The following is a 17,198-nucleotide window of genomic DNA, read 5'->3' as shown; positions in this document are numbered from 1 at the left end:
CTGCTCTTCATTGCGCATTCCTCCACCAGCCTGCTTCTTAGTCGTTTTAGAAAGAGCCGCCTGGTAGCTCCTATTCCGCCCCGGCGTACGCATGTGGCGGTCAAGCACTTCGCCCTCACGCACGCCAGGCTTCTGCAGCGAAGTCACGAAGCAGCGCGGCGAACCTCGACCGACCGTCCGCGTGCCCGGAAACGGCAACGCCAATGCCGATCGCAGCAGGCGCTCCAAATCGCGCGGGCAACTGGATTGCGATGACGAGGTCGTCCTGGGCACTCAGATCGCGACAAACCGCGAAGCGATCGACGCGGTGCATTCGCAGCTCGTTGACAAGATCCTCCACATTGACCGCATGTGCAGCATCGCCGACGGCGTTCCCGTGCCGGAGAATGCCACGTACGTCATTCTCGTTCTCTGCTAGAAGCAGCATCCTGCCCAGGGCGTCGCTGCCAATCGGCAACTTCATGCCTTGGACTCAGGCGATTCGTCCTTGGCTCGGCCGACGGCCAGGAGACATGCACATATTGAACGTGCACCCCATTGCGGACGCCAAGCCGGACATTTGCATTGGCCTCGATGCTCAACGCATCCAACGCCTGCAGCAGGCCGCTGCCCTGGAGAAACGTGTCGTGGACCCAGTTGCTCAACAGCACGGAGCGGACGCTCGGTAGGTATTTCCGCGTCTTGCGATCGCGCGCTATGAAACCTGCACCGCTCATGGCCTGTAGCAGCACGGACGAACTTGACTGGGGGATTTCGAGCGCGCAGGCGATTTCCGAGACCGACAGCGGGCGGCGGAGAGCAGCAAAGAGTTCAATGATTTCGAGCGGGCGCGTCGCCGATCTCAGGATGCTGCGGTTTGGCCGGGCTGGCAGGCGGCCGGCGTGATGACGATCGCATCCGGCCGCGCTCACTTCGGCGTCAGCTGCTTCGTTCAGCATCCCGGTTCGTCCAGAGAAAATTTCGGTAATGCGATGCCATCGGCGATGAGGTCGAACACCACATGGACGCGCGCACCAATCCTGAGGTTCGCCTGCCCGCCGACCAAATTGCTGACGACCAGCGGGCCTTCGTCAAGCCGCACCAGACATGTACGGTAGGGCAAGTCTGCCTCAAAGCCGTCCCAATAGGCGCGATGGAAATCCGCCCAGGACTGCAGCGTGCCTTTTCCGCTCGCCGGTTTCCAGGTCTGGCGGTCATTCAGGCACCGAGGGCAGACCGGCGCTTCGGGAACATGAGCGTCGCCGCACGCATCGCAGGTCTGCAGCGCGTAAATTGACTTGAGCGCATAGTCCCAGAACGGCCTGTTCAAGGGCGTAATCTTGGGCAACGGCTTTGCCTCTACGGATTTCTCGGAAGCGGAAGCGCCATACGCCATGTCAGCCGTCACGCCCGCGTATAAACGATCGTGCGCGTGCATGGTGTTGCTTGCACGTACGTCACGACTTCACAGTCCTCAACCTGCCGATCGCCGCATTCGCCACGCAGTTGGCGCACCGCCTCGACGTTGAGGGCCCAGCCCTGCATATACGAATTGGACAGATGGCCGCCGTCCGTGTTGGTCGGCAGCCGGCCGCCAAGTTTCAACGCTCCGCCCTCGACGAACCGGCCGCCTTCGCCGCGCGGGCAGAAGCCAAGGCCTTCGAGGCTGAACAGCACGGTCGGACTGAAATTGTCGTAACACATCAATGCATCGACATCGGCGGGCTCGACGCCGGCCATGGCGAACGCCTCATCGCCCGATGCCGAGACCTGATCGTGCCAGAAGTCGATGTGAAAATTCTCTATGGACGAGTTTCGATAGGCCTCGCGCCCCGAAAATCCGCTGATCCGAACCGGCGGCTTGGCGAGATCAGCGGCACGCTCGCTTGTCGTGAGGATCAGGCAGACGGCGCCATCGTTGATCAGGCAATAATCGAATAGGCGCAGCGGGGCGACGATCGGACGGGAATTCTCATGGTCGTCGATAGTCATTGCCTCCTTCATCACCGCGCCGGGATTGAGTTGCGCATGGCTGCGGAAGGCCACGGAAACTTCAGCGAGTTGCCGCGTCGTCGTACCGTAAAGCTCCATGTGGCGACGGAACATCATGGCGTGGGCGCCGCCGGGCGAGGTGAACCCCCAAGGGTCCCAATGGCCCGGCATTTCACCTCCGCCGTAGAAGACGCGGCGAGATCGGCCGATGTTGGCGTAAAGCAGCGCGACATATTTCGCCTGGCCGCTCGTCAAGGCGATCGTTGCCTCGATGAGGCCGATGCCCGACATGCGACCATGCCCCGGTAGGGTGATCGTCCAACGCGGATCAAGTCCCAGGACTTCGCCCATCCGGTAGTAGCTCGGAATACGACATGTAAGCAGGCCGTCGACCGCGCCCTTGTCCAGTCCGCAATCTGCAACCGCGTTGCGAAACGCCTCAGCCGCAAGGCCATACTCGTCCATGTCGGGAAAGTTGCCGTACGCCGTCGTGCCGACGCCCACCACCGATACTTTATCTCGAAGCCCAGAAAAGCCTTGCATCGTCCCTCCGTAATGGATGATGCATTTTATTTTATTTTGGTCAAGAGGTTTCGGAACCATTTCAGAGGCCGCGTGTCCCGACATAAATCGAGTAAAGAGACGAGGCAGCGGCTATGAACAGGCGATTGCGCTTGGGCCGCCAAACGTCAGGTTTGTGACGGGTTTCCGGGACCGCAATCTTACCGATTAATTCCCCCTCGGGGCTGATGCAGTGAACACCATCAGCCGCGCTTGTCCAGATATTGCCATCGAGGTCCACGCGGAACCCGTCAGGCACCCCGGCATCGATCACGGCGAATGTCCGGCGGTCGCCAGCCCACCCCTCGGCCGCTACGTCAAAAGCTAGGATCTCATGTGCGCCACCCAGGCGTGTGCGTCGCGCCTGAGTCGGCAACGAAAAGGATTTTCTCGGTGGGCGAGAAGGCCAGACCATTGGGTCCAGTTTGTCCGTGGCGATCGCCAGCTTGCCATCGAGGGGATCAAGGCGGAAAACGCAGCGGCGCCCGAGCTCGCTGGAGGCGCGGTTTCCTGTGTAATCGCTGAGAATTCCATAATCCGGGTCGGTAAACCAGATCGAATCATCCGAGCGTACGACGAAGTCGTTTGGCGAGTTGAGCCGCTTTCCCTCGTAGCTATCGGCGAGAACGGTCTGCCTCCCGTCAAGTTCGGTGCGGACGACGCGACGATTGCCGCTCTCGCAGGTGAGCAGACGCCCTTGGCGGTCCCGGGTGTTGCCATTGGCGTTGCCGGACGGATGGCGAAAGACGACGGTGGCTGCCCTATGGCGACAGTAATATTTGCTCTGCCGGAACGTCGCTAAGAAGGAGAATCTCGAGATCCGCAAAACAGACCGGACCTTCCGCCCACATCATGCCGGTGTGAAGACGCTCCAATGGCGCATTGGCCACGACATAGCGCCGGAAGCCTTAAAAATTCAGGATCGAAATTTCTTCTGCACTTTTTCCACCACCCAAGGTGAATTGGTTTGACCCCCGCAATTTCTAATTGACAGGCGCCGCTTCTCAATGTCTAATTTTATATAATGCATTATCTTGCCGAGCAAACTCCATAAATGTGGTTGCTCAACATCAACGCTGAGACGGTCCAAACACCCTTCATGACAGCTGCAAGAGTTGAACCCCGGTCGACCGCTCTGGCGTCCGACACCGCCCCCGGAATGCTGTCTGGCCTTCGAGTGATCGAGGTGGCGGACGAGACGGCGGAGTATTGCGGCCTGCTGCTTGCAGGACTCGGCGCCGAGGTGATCAAGATCGAATCAGCAGACGGCAGCCCGACGAGGCGCATCGCCCCGTTCTGTTCTGAGGAGCCCGACCCCGAAAAGTCGCTCTATTTCTGGGCATACAACCGCGGCAAGAAATCCGCCGTCGCCGATCTGGATACCGCAGGCGGTCGCGAGATGTTGGTCCAGCTCCTGGGTACTGCCGACATCCTGCTGGATGCTAGCTGCGGCATGTTGAATGAACAGCTTGGGCTGACCCGCGAAGCCTTGGCGGCGCGGTACCCCTCGCTCGTCATCGCCCGCATGACGCCTTTCGGCGATGACGGCCCTTGGAGTACCTTCAAGGGGTCGGACCTGGTTCATCTGGCGCTCGGCGGCGTCATGATGAATTGCGGCTACGATCCGGATCCATCGGAACAGTACGACCTACCGCCTATCGCACCGCAAATCTGGCATGCCTACCATATTGCCGGTGAGCAACTCATGATTGGCATTCTTGCCGCTCTGATCGAGCGGACCACCTCGGGTCTCGGTCAGGATATCTCCTGTGCCATCCATGAGGCGGTGGCCAAGAGCACCGAGATCGATCTGATGTCATGGGTGATGCGCCGAGCGCCGCTCCATCGTCTGACATGCCGTCATGCCATGGAGGCAGTGTCGCGTGTCCCCAACATCAGTCACACCAAAGATGGTCGCTGGTACATGACCTGGGGTGTTGGCGCCCGTGACAAGGCCAATCTCGTGCCGTTCCTCGAGCGTTTCGACATGGCTGCGGACCTCGAGGCGCCCACAGCCGATGCGGACTTTAACGCACGCAGCGTCCCGGGCTCGTCGAAGATGGACGACGCCACCTCGCACACGCTGGAAGTGGTTCAGCGTTTCGTCCGCGCCCACACATATGACGCGACGCCCTGGCAAGAAGCTCAGGCAGCGGGATTGCTCTGGGCACCGGTGCGCAAGCCGCATGAGAATGCACAAGACGAGCATTGGCTGAAGCGCGGCGCCATCACCAAGGTCGATCACCCTGAACTTGGGCGCAGCTTCCATTATGCCACAAGCAAATGGCTGAGTTCGGAAACACGATGGCAGGCCGGCAAGCGCGCGCCGCTGCGCGGTGAGCATACGGACGAAGTGAGCAACACCTCAAGGCAGGCATCGCCAAAGGTAGCGGCAGAGGCGACCCTGAAACCGGCGCTCTCAGCACGCAATCGTCCCTTTCCTTTGCAGAACGTCCGCATCTTTGACTTCTCATGGTTTCTTGCTTCGGCGGGCGGAACGCGCTTTGCTGCTGCGCTTGGCGCCGAGTGCATCAAGGTCGAATGGAAGGAAAACCCAGACACACGCCTCGCCGCAATGGCACCCGTTGGCGGCCGCACGGCGCGCGAGGCCGCGACCGGCCCACTGCCGGGCGTCAGCGATCCCGACATGGGCGGCCAGTTCAACAATAAGAACACGGGCAAGCGCGGGCTCTCGCTCAATATCCGCCACCCGAAAGGTATCGATATCGCCAAGCGGCTGATCGCAATCTCCGACGTCGTCGCCGAAGGCTTCTCTCCGGGCGTCCTCGATCGGTTAGGCCTGGGGTATGACGTCCTGCGCAGCATCCGTCCCGATATCATCTACGTCCAGCAGTCCGGCATGGGCAGTTACGGCACCTATGGCCGACTGCGCACCGTTGGGCCTATCGCTGCCTCGTTTGCTGGGATGAACGAGATGTCCGGTCTTGCCGAACCGGCGATGCCTGCCGGGTGGGGCTATTCCTATCTCGACTGGATGGGGGCCTATGGCTTCGCCCAATCGCTCCTCGGTGCGCTGTACTACCGCTCGGTCACCGGCAAGGGTCAGCATATCGACGCGTCCCAATGCGAAGCGGGCATCTTCCTTGCCAGCCAGGCCATCCTTGATTGGTCGGCAAACGGGCGAGTGTGGCAGCGTACCGGCAACCGCTCCCCTTATGGCAATGCCGCGCCGCATGGCGCCTATCGTTGCCAGGGGGCGGATCGCTGGATCGCGATCTCGTGCTGCGACCAGCGGTCATGGGCGGCGCTCGCCCATGCCGCGGGCCATCCTGAATGGCTAACCGATCCACGCTTCGCCAATATTGCGGCTCGTCTTGTCAACCAGGATGCACTGGACAAGGTGGTTGGAACGTGGACCGAGGGCGTTGAGGCCTATGACTGCATGAGCCGCTTGCAAGCAGCTGGCGTGGCCGCTGGCGTATGCCAGACGGCGGAGGATCGCTGCGATCACGATCCGCAGTTGCGGAGGCTGGAGTGGCTGACCGAAGTGCCTGGGACAAGGATCGGGACGTGGCCCGTGGCCGAAGTGCCGTTCAAACTTGGCCGCACACCCGCGCATGCAGGCGGATTGATCAACCGCGGAGCGCCTTGTTACGGCGAAGACAACGAATATGTCCTCGGTGAACTCCTCGGCCACTCAACAGCACAGATCCGCTCGTTCAAGCACGAGGGCGTTATTTGACCTCGGCAAGAATCCCAGGCGGATCAAGCCAAACAACCAGATGGATAACAATCAGATGACCAGCAAGCAGCGAAACAGCGTCGCCGACGGTACAGCGGCACGTGAACGCGTCGGTACGCGCTACCGTGATCCCGCTCTCGCCGAAGAATTGTCCCACGTCACTTGGAACAGTACGCTGGATGTGATGCTGTCGCACCGGTCGGTGCGCTACTACCTCGACCAGCCCCTTCCCGCAAATACCCTTGAGCTCGTCGTGGCGGCCGCACAGTCGGCGGCTTCAACTTCCAACCTCCAAGCTTGGAGCGTCATTGCGGTCGAGGACAAGGATCGCAAGGCGCGGCTGGCCGGCTACGCCGCGGACCAGAAGCACATCCATGACGCGCCGCTGCTGCTCGTTTTCGTCGCCGATCTGGCTCGCCTGCGTGCGATCAGCGATGAGCGGGGACATGCCGGTGTCGCACTCGATTACATCGAGGCATTCATCTTTGCCATCGCGGACGCCGCGTTCGCAGCGCAGAATGCCGCTGTTGCAATCGAGTCGCTCGGCCTCGGCTGCTGCTACATAGGCGCGATGCGTAACGACCCTCAGGCCGTCGCCAACGAACTGGGACTGCCCGACGAATCGATGGTCGTGTTCGGCATGACAGTCGGCCGCCCCGATCCGGCGGTGGCAACAGACGTCAAGCCGCGCCTGCCGCAAGGCATAATCCTCCACCGCGAGCGGTATACCCAAATCGACCCGGAGCTTATGGCGGCCTACGAGGCACGCATGCGGGAATTCCAGGCCGAACAGAACATGCGCAACATCGACTGGACTGAACAGACCGCGGCGCGGATAAAGGACGTTGCTGCACTGACCGGCAGGCACGTGCTCACGGACTTCCTGAAGGCGCGGCGATTTGGGCTCAAATAGCTGCGGTTGCGCGCGCCAATGTTGACTGAGAGACAGGGGCTGCGACTTCGTCAGGCTTGCGAACCGCCGGCCCTGTCACGTCGCCGAGATTCTCGGCAACTCAAACGCGTCTGTCGTGCGGACATAGGTGTTTCCTTGTGCCCTGGCGACAAGGCGCAATTTTTGTGTATCGACATGGAAGCGAACCGGGTCGATCAGCATGTCGTCGCGTATATGCATCATCTGGACCGTTCCCAGGATGAGCGAGCGCGATACCCCGAGAGGAACAATGCTGTGCAGCACGCACTCCATGGAGACGGGGCTCTCGGCAATTCGCGGCGCGGCGATCGTCACTGAAGCTTCCTCTGCAAGCCCGGACCGCGAAAACTCATCGATTTCCGGCGCAAACTCGGCGGCGGTTATGTTCATCTGGTCCAGCCGATCCTCGTCGACCAGATTGACGACGAATTGGCCCGACATCCGGATATTGCGTCCTGTGTCCTTGTTGTCGCCTGCAGACCGGTCGACGATGCTGAAACCGACGACAGGGGGATCCTCGCTGAAGACATTGAAGAACGAGAATGGCGCTGCATTGCGCACCCCGTCCGACGCGACGGTCGTGACCCATGCGATCGGCCGTGGCGTGATCGTCGAGGATAGAAGTTTGTGCCGGTCAAGCGGCTTCAGCTCGGAGAAGTCGAACTGCATTGTCGTGGGGACCTCCGATGATTTGGCGGGGCAGACCAGTTTGGCTGGCGCCACGCCTTTCTAGCACCGGCAAAATCGATTGTTTGCTCTATATCGGAACGCGCGCATCGCGCTTAGCGAGGCTGGTGCGTCAACGCATTGAAAGCATCTTCACCGCGGCTGCCGCTGCGCCAAAGCCATTGTCGATGTTGACCACCACAACTCCCGGCGAGCAACTCGCGAGCGCTGCGTTGAGCGCCACATATCCGCCGGCGGCCACGCCGTAGCCGACAGATGTCGGTACAGCGATCAACGGCGCCGCGATCAGCCCGGCGAGCACGCTGAAGAGCGCGCCTTCCATGCCGGCGACAGCGATAACAACCCGAAACATCCGGATTTCGTCGAGCCTTTCAGTAAGCCGCCACAATCCGGCGACACCGACATCGGCGACGATAGGCGCGTCATGGCCGTTGAAGCAGAGCGCTCGGGCGGCTTCCCGTGCGACCGACATATCCGACGTGCCCGCCGCCACGATGCCCACACCTGTGCTTGCAACGGGCATGGACCGCCCAGCACCGCAGTGCGCGACAGTGGATCATAATCAAGTGCACTGCGAATGGCGAAATCGAGCGCCAGAAAATGGCTTTCGTCGAGACGCGTGAACAACAGCCGCTCTCCTTTCTCGGAAGCAGCGACGATGATGGCGGCCACCTGGGTCGGGCTCTTATGCTCACATAGCACCGCCTCCGGCACTCCGGTGCGCCTGCTGCGTTGCCAGTCGAGTTGAAAGTCGTTCATGGGCGCATGAACATCGCGCCGCGGCTGTAGGGCCGGGCGCCCACGAAGACGCGTCCTGCCTCGGCGCAAAGCCGCTGCGTGATCTCGACCAGCAGATGCTTCTGCGCGGACACGCCGTCGCCGAGTTCCAGAACCACGCCTGACCGCGTAATCCGGCAGCGCAACGTAACGCCACTGGCGGCAATGTCAGCCAGATGCCGCTCGGCCTTCTCGATGAATGCGAGGTCGCGGGCATCGATCGCTATTCCCGTCTCGACGCGGCTTGCCAGGCATGGCTGGGCGGGCAATTCGGCGACAGAGCCCAGGCCAAGCTCGCGAGAAAGCGCGCGAATGTCGGCCTTGGCCATTTCCGCTTCGATGAGGGGATGTACCACCTGGCGCTCGGCGGCAGCCAGCAACCCGGGACGATAGTCGCCGAGATCATCGAGATTGGCACCCGACGCGATCACATGCGGCGTCAGTGTGCGTATCCGATCGTAGAGATTGGTCTTGCAGAAATAACAGCGGTTCGAGGGATTGTCCCGATAGCGTGAATCCTCGAACTCGCCAGTTCCGATGACGAGGGTCGTCCAGCCTTCGGTATCTGACAGACCCCGCACGCGTGCCGTCGCCTCTTCCGGAACGGCTGGTGAGGCGGCATGGATTACCGTCACCGCAAGGCCCGGCTTGCGATGTGCGAAGGCTGCCAGCGTCACTGAATCCACGCCGCCGCTGACAGCAATGGCGAGCTGTTCGAAACGGTCAAGAACGCGGTCAAGACGCTGTGCCGGCGCAATGTCATTCATCGTCGGTCGTCTCGGCCTGCCACTTCATGGCGCGGCGCTCGGCAAGGCTTCCGCCTCGAAGGGCATCGCTTTCCACCTTGCGTGTGATGCCCGATGGCCGGAGGACCGCCTTGACGGCAAGTCCGGCAGCCTTGACGTTTTCCCGGAAGAGGACCAGCCGGCGTTCCTCCCGCAGGCGCAAGCCAATTGTCGATGTCTCGGCAAAACACCGGGCCGTCACCTGATCGGCCAGTTCCGGTCTCGCCAGAAGCCGGAACGACGAGGCGGGACGCCCCTTCTTGCCGAGGCGCTGCCCCACGGAGAGATCCAACACGCTGTCCGTTGCCCTGAGGCGATCGCAGGCGACGCCCATCTCTTCGCCGGTCATGTCGTCGATTTCGAATTCGATGACACTGATGGTGTCGCTCGGAGTTGAGACTTCGTTCTCTAGGACGAGAACGCGAAGAATGTTCGGCATCCCGGGCAGGTGCCGCGTCCCCGCGCCTGTTCCGGACGACACAAGCCGGCCAGACGTGCCGCCAGCACCAGGCGCTGTGAGATGTTTAAGGATCGCCGCGCCGGTCGGCGTCACGCGCTCGCCTGATATGCCGTCGTCGCGCCATTCGAAACCGGTCAGGATCGCGGCCGTGGCAGGCGCGGGAACGGGCAGCAGTCCGTGGGCGGTGTGCACAAGGCCACCGCCTCGCGGCAGAGCCGAGACACTCCACACCGTCTTGTCGAGCGCCGCTGCGATGCTGCCGGCGCAGACGACGTCAGCCAGGGAGTCCCAGTCGGCGATCTCGTGAAAATGTACCCTTTCGACCGGCACGCGATGGATGGCCGCCTCCGCCTCGGCAATGATCGTCAGTATCGCAATGGCCCTGGCAGCCGTTCCATCGTGGAGATCCGCGGCCTTGATGCGTGCCACCATGTCAGCAAAACTACCTGCATGCGCTTCATCAGGAATCTGGTTGCGATCGTGATGGTGATGGTGGCCATCATCATCACCATATGCGTTCGCATGGGCGTGTGGCGCTGCAGCCGACATCGCGCGCTTCGCGACCAGACCGAAGCGCCGCACGCGCATCGACAGGCTCTCGCCTTCCTCGAAGGCAATGCCACCGGCCTCAACCGGAAGCACTGCAGCGCCGTCGGCAAGTACGCGCTCTCGCAGGTCAGGCAGCGCGTCGAGCATTGCCGCGACGAACATGTCGCCGGCGATGCCGCCGACTGCATCGAGGTGGACGCGTCTCACAGTCCTGCCCGCCGATAGATCGGAATGACGTATGGTCCCTCCGGGATGATGGCAACGGCGGGGTCGCCATGGCGTTCAAGACTGGCCGCGATTGCGTCGTTTACCGAGGGGACCAGTTCAACTCCGGTGATGCGGCGTTCCTCGCGATCTAGCCCGGTCGTGTAGAGCTGGATCTTGCCCACCCGCATCGGCTTCAGCTGCATCTCCGTCTGCCATTCATCGATGTCGGCAAGCGTCTTCGCCGTAAGCGTGGCAAGGAATGGCTCGGGTCCCATCTCCACCAAGCGCGCTTGCGCCTGGCGGAATTCGTGGCTGCCCAAGCCCTCCGAACATTCCGAGGCGATGATCAGCGTCCCGCCCGGGTCGAGAATGTCGATCGGCGTCACCATACCCTTGATCGTCTGGTAGTAGGTCTTGTCGAGGGGATAGCCTGCAGACGACGTCACCACGGTCTTGAACCGGCGCGGCACGTCGATCATCGTCGTGTCAGCGATGAAATCGACCGCAGCCAGATGGCTGGCTATGATCTCGCCAAAGGTCACGCAAACCAGATCGCGATCTTCATCGAGCACGGTGTTCAACGCATAGATTTCGCCAACCTTGCGTACGATCTGCAACTGTTCCTCATGGAGCGGGTTGCCGACCAGATTGCACTGGACTGACAGCGGGTCTTCCATGAAACGCGCCGAGTGGAAGGTGCGGATGGTTTCGTGGCCGGCAACGCCGGGGGCGACAACCTTTCGACCACCGGACCAGCCTGCCATGAAATGGGGCTCGACCAGGCCTGTAGCGATACGGAGGTCCGCATCCGCGAAAAGCCGATTGATCCGGATCGGTGTCCCACGCGTCTGCGTATGTCCCAGATCGACGTGGTCGTGTTCGTTGCGTGCGAAATGATTGGTGACGCGGACGGTCTTCAGAACCCAAGGATCGCCGACCAGTTCCTCCAGTTCCACACCCTCGTTCGGACGATGAAGGCCGGTGGCAACGAGCACATCGATCCTGTCCGCGGGAATGCCGCCTTGATCATTGTCTCGATCATGACGCGTAGGAATAGCCGGTTCGGCACCGGGCGCGTGATGTCGCAGATAAGGATGCAGGCGCTCCGACGCCCGACCACCAGACGGGCTAAAGGCTCGGAGCCAATCGGATTCGCGAAGGCGGATGCAATTGCTGAAGAGGCGTCGAAGAGTTTTGGCAACAACGCCTTCCGGATTACTGTCGGCTCCGCGCCTTGCGGCAATGCCAGCTTCAGCAATCCACGACCGAAGGCAAGTTCGAAAGGACCGCCATGTTTCATCTGCCGTCCCTCGGCTCTCACGATCCGCCGTCCGTCGCTACGGCCCGGCACCTATGATGTTCGGCGGCTGATCCAGCCCTCTTCGGCCACGTGACGTCGCTCGAACATGTCTGGCTTGCCTTCGAGTACCGCTGGTCAGTCAACCGAAGTAAGTCTCGGTTTGGAGACCTGTCGTCGCAATCGGCGATGCGGACGCGACCGACTTGCCGCGAGAGCAGCAGGTCATAGCGGCCGGTCAGGCAAATTCCGCCTCCCCGCCAACCTTCTGCTTGCGGATCGCCTCGACAACTGCTTCACCCATGGCCCTCGTGCCGATCTTCCTGCAGCCGGGTTGATAGATGTCTGCGGTCCGATACCCCTCGCGCAGCACTGACCGTACGGCCTGCTCGATACGCGAAGCGTGCTGGTCGCGGCCAAACGACTGCCGGAGCATCATGGCAACCGAAAGGATTGCGGCCAGTGGGTTCGCCAAGTCCTTGCCAGCGATGTCCGGCGCGGTGCCATGGACCGGTTCGTATAGGCCCTTGTTGTGATCGCCGAGGGAGGCCGACGGCAGCATTCCGATTGAGCCGGCCAACATGGCCGCCGCATCGGAGAGGATATCGCCGAAGACATTGCCCGTCACGACAACATCGAATTGCTTGGGATTTCGGATCAAGGCCATGGACGCCGCGTCAATGTAGAGATGCGTCAATTCCACATCGGGATACTGCTTGCTGACTTCGATAACGACCTCGCGCCACAGCGCCATCGTTTCAAGGACGTTTGCCTTGTCAACCGAACACAGTTTCTTACGTCGTTTCGCGGCGGCCTGGAAGCCCGCATGCGCTATGCGCTCGATCTCGGCATCGGTATAACGCATCGTGTTGATGCCGACACGCGCGCCAGTCTCGTCACGAGAGACACCACGCGGCTGGCCGAAATAGAGATCGCCGGTCAGTTCACGCAAGATGATCAGGTCGACCCCCGTGACAATTTCGGGCTTGAGTGTGGAGGCGTCCACAAGCTCGGGATAAAGCACGACCGGGCGGAAGTTAGCATAGAGACCGAGGGCCTTGCGCAGCTTGAGCAGGCCGTAACCGGCCCCCTCGCTCGGCGCTCGCCTCTCATCCTCAGGAACGCCGGTTCCGCCAAGCAGAATGGCATCAGCTTTGCGTGAGATGTCGAGGGTATCAGGCGGCAGGGCATCGCCGAAGCGCTCCAGCCCCTCACCTCCGATTACGGCTTCTGTGAGTTCGAGCGGGAGTTCACTACCGATGACCGCGTGCAGCGCCCTTACTGCCTCCGCGGTCACTTCCTTACCGATCCCGTCTCCTGGGAGCACTACTATCTTCAAGGCCTTGCCTTCCGAAATTGAGTTGAAGAGGCGGGCGCATTCGCTCGGCCCTCTCTGCGGCAGGACTTATATGGGCCGACCCGGACCCTTCGAAGTCGTCCTTTGGAAAGCTCGCATCGTCGGACGCGACGCACCGGTTAGCCGGCGGACCAGCCTCTCAACTGTTGGTAAGGTGCTTCAACAGCAGCTTCACGGGTGGTGGCAGGCCCTGACTGTCCTGAACGCAGATGTTCCACTGCCTGACTGCCCAAGGCTCGTCGAGCGCGATTGCCGCAAGCATGCCACCCGTTACATAACGGGCGGCACATCCCGCCGGCACGAGGCCGACGCCCATCTGCGCCTCTACCATTGTCGACACCGTCTCGAACCCGTTGACCCGGATTGGCATTTTCAACGGTTTGCTCAGCTCAGCCGCAGCGCGAATGACGAGCATATCCAGAAAACTTCCCCTGCTTGGCCCGATCAGGTCATAATCCGGGAGGTCGGCGAACTTGACGGAAGTTTGCGAGCTTAGCGGGTGGTCCCTGTGAGCCAGCACCACGAGGCGGTCGCTGCGATAGGGGATGTATTTCAAACCGCGACGGGGCACGACGCCACCGAAGACGCCGATATCCGCAGCGTTCTCGGCCACCGCGTCCACGGCCTGCTGGCTGGTGCCCTCCTCCAGATCGATTCGAATGGCCGAATGCGTCCCCAGAAAGTTGCTCAGATCCGACGGCAGATGCTGGATGATCGTCGAAACACTCGCAAAAATGCGGACCTGCCCGCTGACGCCACTGGCGTGATGGGCAAGCTCAATCTCCATCTGCTTCAAGTCGCGGAGCACGACGCGCGCATGGTGGAGCAGCGCCTGCGCTGCCGCGGTCAGCTCCAGTCCCTTCGAGCTGCGGTGAAACAAAGGCGTACTGAGGCGTATCTCGAGATCGGAAATCCGCTTGCTCACCGCCGATGCCGCGATGTGCTCGCGATCGGCCGCCTTGGCGATACTCTGCTCTTCGCAAACGGCGACAAACAGCTGAAGCGAAAGAAGGTCAAAACGCAATGTAGCTCCCCCTCTCCGGCATATTCCATCCATGCCAGGCGCCTGCGAAACACGCAGCCAGTCACTGCTAATAGCTGTTGACCGCACGGATGCAACTGTCGCAAGGGCATCATCGCGGATCGCGAAGCAGCCATTCCAAACGAAGTCTTTTGCGAAAGACCATCGCAGTCAATACGTTCTGGCACGCGCTTGTCGCGAAATCGCCACCGGTTCCCCCGTGGAACATGCTTCAATCAATAATTCAATCAGAGTGCGTCTTCGACCATGAATCGATATGATCTTGACCAGCGCGTAGCGATTGTCACGGGCGGAGCGCAGGGCATCGGGTTCGCAGTCAGCGAGCGGATGCTGGCATCCGGTGCCAGGATAGCGATCTGGGATCGCGATGGCGCTGCGTTGCAAAAGGCTCTCAATCAGCTTGGACGAACCCGCGACGTGCTTGGGATTGAGACTGACATTGGCGACCTCGCGTCGGTGGAAGCGGGCTTTGCACACACGCTGGAACGGTTTGGCAAGATCGACATACTGATCAACAATGCGGCGTTGGTCGGGCCGAACATGCCGACCTGGGAATATCCACCCGAGGCCTTCGCACAGGTCCTGAGTGTGGGATTGATAGGGACTTTCAACTGCTGCCGCGCCATCGTCCCTCATATGCGGGAGCTTAACTACGGGCGCATCGTCAACCTCAGCTCCATTGCCGGCAAGGAGGGCAACCCCAACGCGGTCGCCTACAGCTCCATGAAGGCAGCCGTGATCGCCTTGACGAAGTCACTGGGCAAGGAACTCGCAAGGCAGAACATCGCAGTCAACTGCGTCACTCCGGCGGTTGCCAAGACGCCTGGGGCAATGGAGCAGTCACCGCAACACATCGAGTACATGCTTGCCAAGATTCCGCGCGGCCGCATGCTCGAACTTGGCGAAGCCGCCTCCATGATCTGCTGGCTGGCGTCAGAGGAGAATTCCTTTACCACCGGCGCGGTGTTCGATCTTTCCGGCGGCAGGGCAACCTACTGACCGTAGCGCCCGTCAAATTCCGCGACGCACGTGGCGGCGCACCGATCCAACAAGGAGACTGCTGATGCCTTCCTACATATTCGAAAACGCGCGGATCGTTGACGGCTCCAATGAGGACGGCGAGCACGACCGTTTCGTCCGCGTCAGCGGCAATGTTATCGACGAGGTTTCAGACAAGCCGATCCGGGATAGCAACGCGCATCGCTTCGATCTGCGCGGGAAGACTTTGATGCCGGGCCTGATCGATTGCCATGTGCACATCAATTCCGGAGTTGCCGATCCGGCCGAAAACTCGTTTCTGCCAAACGAACTCGTCGCCTATCATTCGGTGCGGATATTGAAGGGCATGCTCAATCGCGGTTTCACCACCGTGCGCGACCTCGGCGGCGCGACTGTGGCTCAGGTCCATGCGATAGAGCAGGGTCTTATCGAAGGTCCTCGCCTGGTCATTTGCGGCAAGGCCATGGTGCAGACCGGCGGCCATTCGGACTATCGGACGCGCTACGACATGATCAGTGGCGACCGTCAACTCGACCAACTCGGCTCGGTAGGACGCATCGTTGACGGCGTCGACGACTGCCGCCGTGCCGCTCGCGACGAGGTTCGCAAGGGCGCCAGATTCATCAAGGTGATGGCCAATGGCGGCGCGGCATCCTCCCATTTTCCTCGGCCATATCTCGGCTATTCGATGGATGAGCTGCGCGCGTTCCAGGACGAAGCCGACAAGGCCAAGATGTATGTGTCGGTGCACACCCACACCGACGAGGCCGTCGCACGTGCACTCGAATGCGGTATTCATTCGATCGAACACGCGACACTTATTACCCCTCAAACCGCTGCCACCGCTGCGAAGCAAGGTGCGATCGTCACGCCGACGATCGCCGCCTATGAAGCGCAGATCCGCGAGGCCGATGCGCTGAAGCTGGATCCCGGCTTTGTGGAACGCCTGAAATGGGTGCGCGCAAGAGGTCCCGAATCGCTGGAGACGATGCGGGCAGCCGGCGTCAAGCTGGCTTACGGCACCGACGTGTTGGGCTCGATGCACAGCTATCAGTCCGAAGAGTTCCTGATCCGCGCGGAGGCGCTGCCGGCGATCGAGGTGATCAAATCGGCAACCCTTACCGCCGCCGAACTCGTCCGTATGGAAGGCAAGGTCGGCACGATCGCGGCAGGCGCCTTTGCCGACCTCCTCGTGGTCGACAAGGATCCCGTGAAGGATCTGTCTGCGCTGGGCAGTCAAGGCCGCTACATGTCCGCCATCATGAAGGATGGTGCATTCGTGAAGAACCAGCTCGCAGCCTAGGCTCACGCTGGGACCAATCACGCCGCCATCCTTTTGCCAGTCTTGAGATGTCCGCTCCGGGGGCGGACCGGCTGTGTCACTTGGATATCGACAAGTCTTCCGCGTTCACGCCTTACATCGTCGAACGCGACGAGGTCCATCCCATCGAAGGCTCTGAGCGCGCGTCCAGCCAACTATCCCAATGCTGAATTCGACCGCCCTGGTGTCCGCGCATCGCTGGAGGTCGCGCATTTGAGCGAAGTTTCAGTAACTGCTGAGTGGAAGGACATAGCTCGTTCGAAGAGGCGACGCCAAAGCTTTGAAGGGCTGCCCTATTTGCTGTTGGCGCCGATCGCCATACTTCTGGTTCTGGTGATCGTTTATCCGCTGGTTGAGGCCGTGCGGTCTGCCATGACGGACGCATCTTTTGCCCAACTGGGCACGCGCCCGCTTCAGCGGTTTTCAGAACTTCATCAAGCCGGTCAACGACCCGGCCTCCCTCGAGGAGAGCTGTCTTGCCGGAAAGAGGCAAATCCCTTGTCTGGCTGGTTGTTCCCCTCCCGCCACGCTGTACATGGGAGGTTAGTCCA

General features: G+C 61.2%; 15 protein-coding genes and 1 pseudogene. 5 read left to right on the top strand and 11 right to left on the bottom strand.

Features of this window, described 5'->3' with window-relative positions; translation table 11 throughout:
- Positions 1-91 precede the first annotated feature (91 nt).
- The gene (locus EOB80_RS01260) at positions 92-418 is read left to right on the top strand and encodes a hypothetical protein (protein ID WP_127326391.1); all 327 of its coding nucleotides are present in this window, start codon (positions 92-94) and stop codon (positions 416-418) included.
- Here EOB80_RS01260 and EOB80_RS01255 read toward each other — a convergent pair.
- The 4 genes from EOB80_RS01255 to EOB80_RS01240 are packed head-to-tail and all read right to left on the bottom strand — an operon-like array spanning position 399 to position 3,358.
- Complete coding sequence (locus tag EOB80_RS01255; RefSeq protein ID WP_127326390.1) at positions 399-938, bottom strand: helix-turn-helix domain-containing protein; 540 nt, start codon at positions 936-938, stop codon at positions 399-401. The genes EOB80_RS01260 and EOB80_RS01255 overlap by 20 nt on opposite strands.
- The gene (locus tag EOB80_RS01250; protein ID WP_206516786.1) at positions 932-1,417 is read right to left on the bottom strand and encodes an OB-fold domain-containing protein; all 486 of its coding nucleotides are present in this window, start codon (positions 1,415-1,417) and stop codon (positions 932-934) included. Before EOB80_RS01250 ends, EOB80_RS01255 begins: the two co-directional genes overlap by 7 nt.
- Positions 1,384-2,598, bottom strand: a complete 1,215-nt coding sequence (locus EOB80_RS01245; protein ID WP_206516785.1) for a thiolase family protein — start codon at positions 2,596-2,598, stop codon at positions 1,384-1,386. The genes EOB80_RS01250 and EOB80_RS01245 overlap by 34 nt, the downstream gene beginning before the upstream one ends.
- Complete coding sequence (locus tag EOB80_RS01240) at positions 2,576-3,358, bottom strand: SMP-30/gluconolactonase/LRE family protein (protein ID WP_245466211.1); 783 nt, start codon at positions 3,356-3,358, stop codon at positions 2,576-2,578. Before EOB80_RS01240 ends, EOB80_RS01245 begins: the two co-directional genes overlap by 23 nt.
- A 228-nt stretch (positions 3,359-3,586) precedes the next feature.
- Between EOB80_RS01240 and EOB80_RS01235 the strand changes: the two genes are divergently transcribed.
- Both EOB80_RS01235 and EOB80_RS01230 read left to right on the top strand, forming a co-directional pair.
- Complete coding sequence (locus EOB80_RS01235) at positions 3,587-6,235, top strand: CoA transferase (protein ID WP_206516784.1); 2,649 nt, start codon at positions 3,587-3,589, stop codon at positions 6,233-6,235.
- 55 nt (positions 6,236-6,290) lie between these two features.
- The gene (locus EOB80_RS01230) at positions 6,291-7,148 is read left to right on the top strand and encodes a nitroreductase family protein (protein ID WP_127326389.1); all 858 of its coding nucleotides are present in this window, start codon (positions 6,291-6,293) and stop codon (positions 7,146-7,148) included.
- 75 nt (positions 7,149-7,223) lie between these two features.
- On the opposite strand, the gene EOB80_RS01225 is transcribed toward EOB80_RS01230, so the two are convergent.
- The 7 genes and pseudogenes from EOB80_RS01225 to EOB80_RS01195 all read right to left on the bottom strand — a co-directional run bounded on the left by EOB80_RS01225 (position 7,224) and on the right by EOB80_RS01195 (position 14,309).
- Positions 7,224-7,835 (bottom strand): flavin reductase family protein, encoded by a 612-nt coding sequence (locus tag EOB80_RS01225; RefSeq protein ID WP_024504897.1) that lies wholly within the window; start codon positions 7,833-7,835, stop codon positions 7,224-7,226.
- Between the two features lie 130 nt (positions 7,836-7,965).
- Complete coding sequence (gene larB, locus EOB80_RS34980; RefSeq protein WP_245466210.1) at positions 7,966-8,355, bottom strand: nickel pincer cofactor biosynthesis protein LarB; 390 nt, start codon at positions 8,353-8,355, stop codon at positions 7,966-7,968.
- Between the two features lie 253 nt (positions 8,356-8,608).
- A complete protein-coding gene (locus tag EOB80_RS01215; RefSeq protein WP_024504896.1) occupies positions 8,609-9,397 on the bottom strand; it encodes a potassium ABC transporter ATPase in 789 nt (262 codons plus the stop codon).
- Positions 9,390-10,631: a LarC family nickel insertion protein gene (locus tag EOB80_RS01210; protein WP_281057904.1), complete on the bottom strand. Its 1,242-nt coding sequence runs from the start codon at positions 10,629-10,631 to the stop codon at positions 9,390-9,392. Before EOB80_RS01210 ends, EOB80_RS01215 begins: the two co-directional genes overlap by 8 nt.
- Positions 10,628-11,931, bottom strand: a pseudogene (larA, locus tag EOB80_RS01205) (nickel-dependent lactate racemase). Before larA ends, EOB80_RS01210 begins: the two are co-directional and overlap by 4 nt.
- 235 nt (positions 11,932-12,166) lie before the next feature.
- Positions 12,167-13,285 carry a 3-isopropylmalate dehydrogenase gene (leuB, locus tag EOB80_RS01200; RefSeq protein WP_348629490.1) on the bottom strand — a complete coding sequence of 373 codons (1,119 nt, stop codon included), beginning with the start codon at positions 13,283-13,285 and terminating at the stop codon, positions 12,167-12,169.
- 139 nt (positions 13,286-13,424) lie between these two features.
- Positions 13,425-14,309, bottom strand: a complete 885-nt coding sequence (locus EOB80_RS01195) for a LysR family transcriptional regulator (protein ID WP_032899521.1) — start codon at positions 14,307-14,309, stop codon at positions 13,425-13,427.
- 264 nt (positions 14,310-14,573) lie between these two features.
- On the opposite strand from EOB80_RS01195, the gene EOB80_RS01190 reads away from it, so the two are divergent.
- Complete coding sequence (locus EOB80_RS01190) at positions 14,574-15,326, top strand: SDR family NAD(P)-dependent oxidoreductase (protein ID WP_127326387.1); 753 nt, start codon at positions 14,574-14,576, stop codon at positions 15,324-15,326.
- Between the two features lie 64 nt (positions 15,327-15,390).
- Positions 15,391-16,629, top strand: a complete 1,239-nt coding sequence (locus EOB80_RS01185; RefSeq protein WP_024504890.1) for an amidohydrolase family protein — start codon at positions 15,391-15,393, stop codon at positions 16,627-16,629.
- Positions 16,630-17,198 lie beyond the last annotated feature (569 nt).

The sequence above is a fragment of the Mesorhizobium sp. M7A.F.Ca.MR.245.00.0.0 genome (assembly GCF_003997415.1).
In the GTDB taxonomy this organism is placed as follows: domain Bacteria; phylum Pseudomonadota; class Alphaproteobacteria; order Rhizobiales; family Rhizobiaceae; genus Mesorhizobium.
This window is presented reverse-complemented; position numbering and strand designations above follow the sequence as displayed.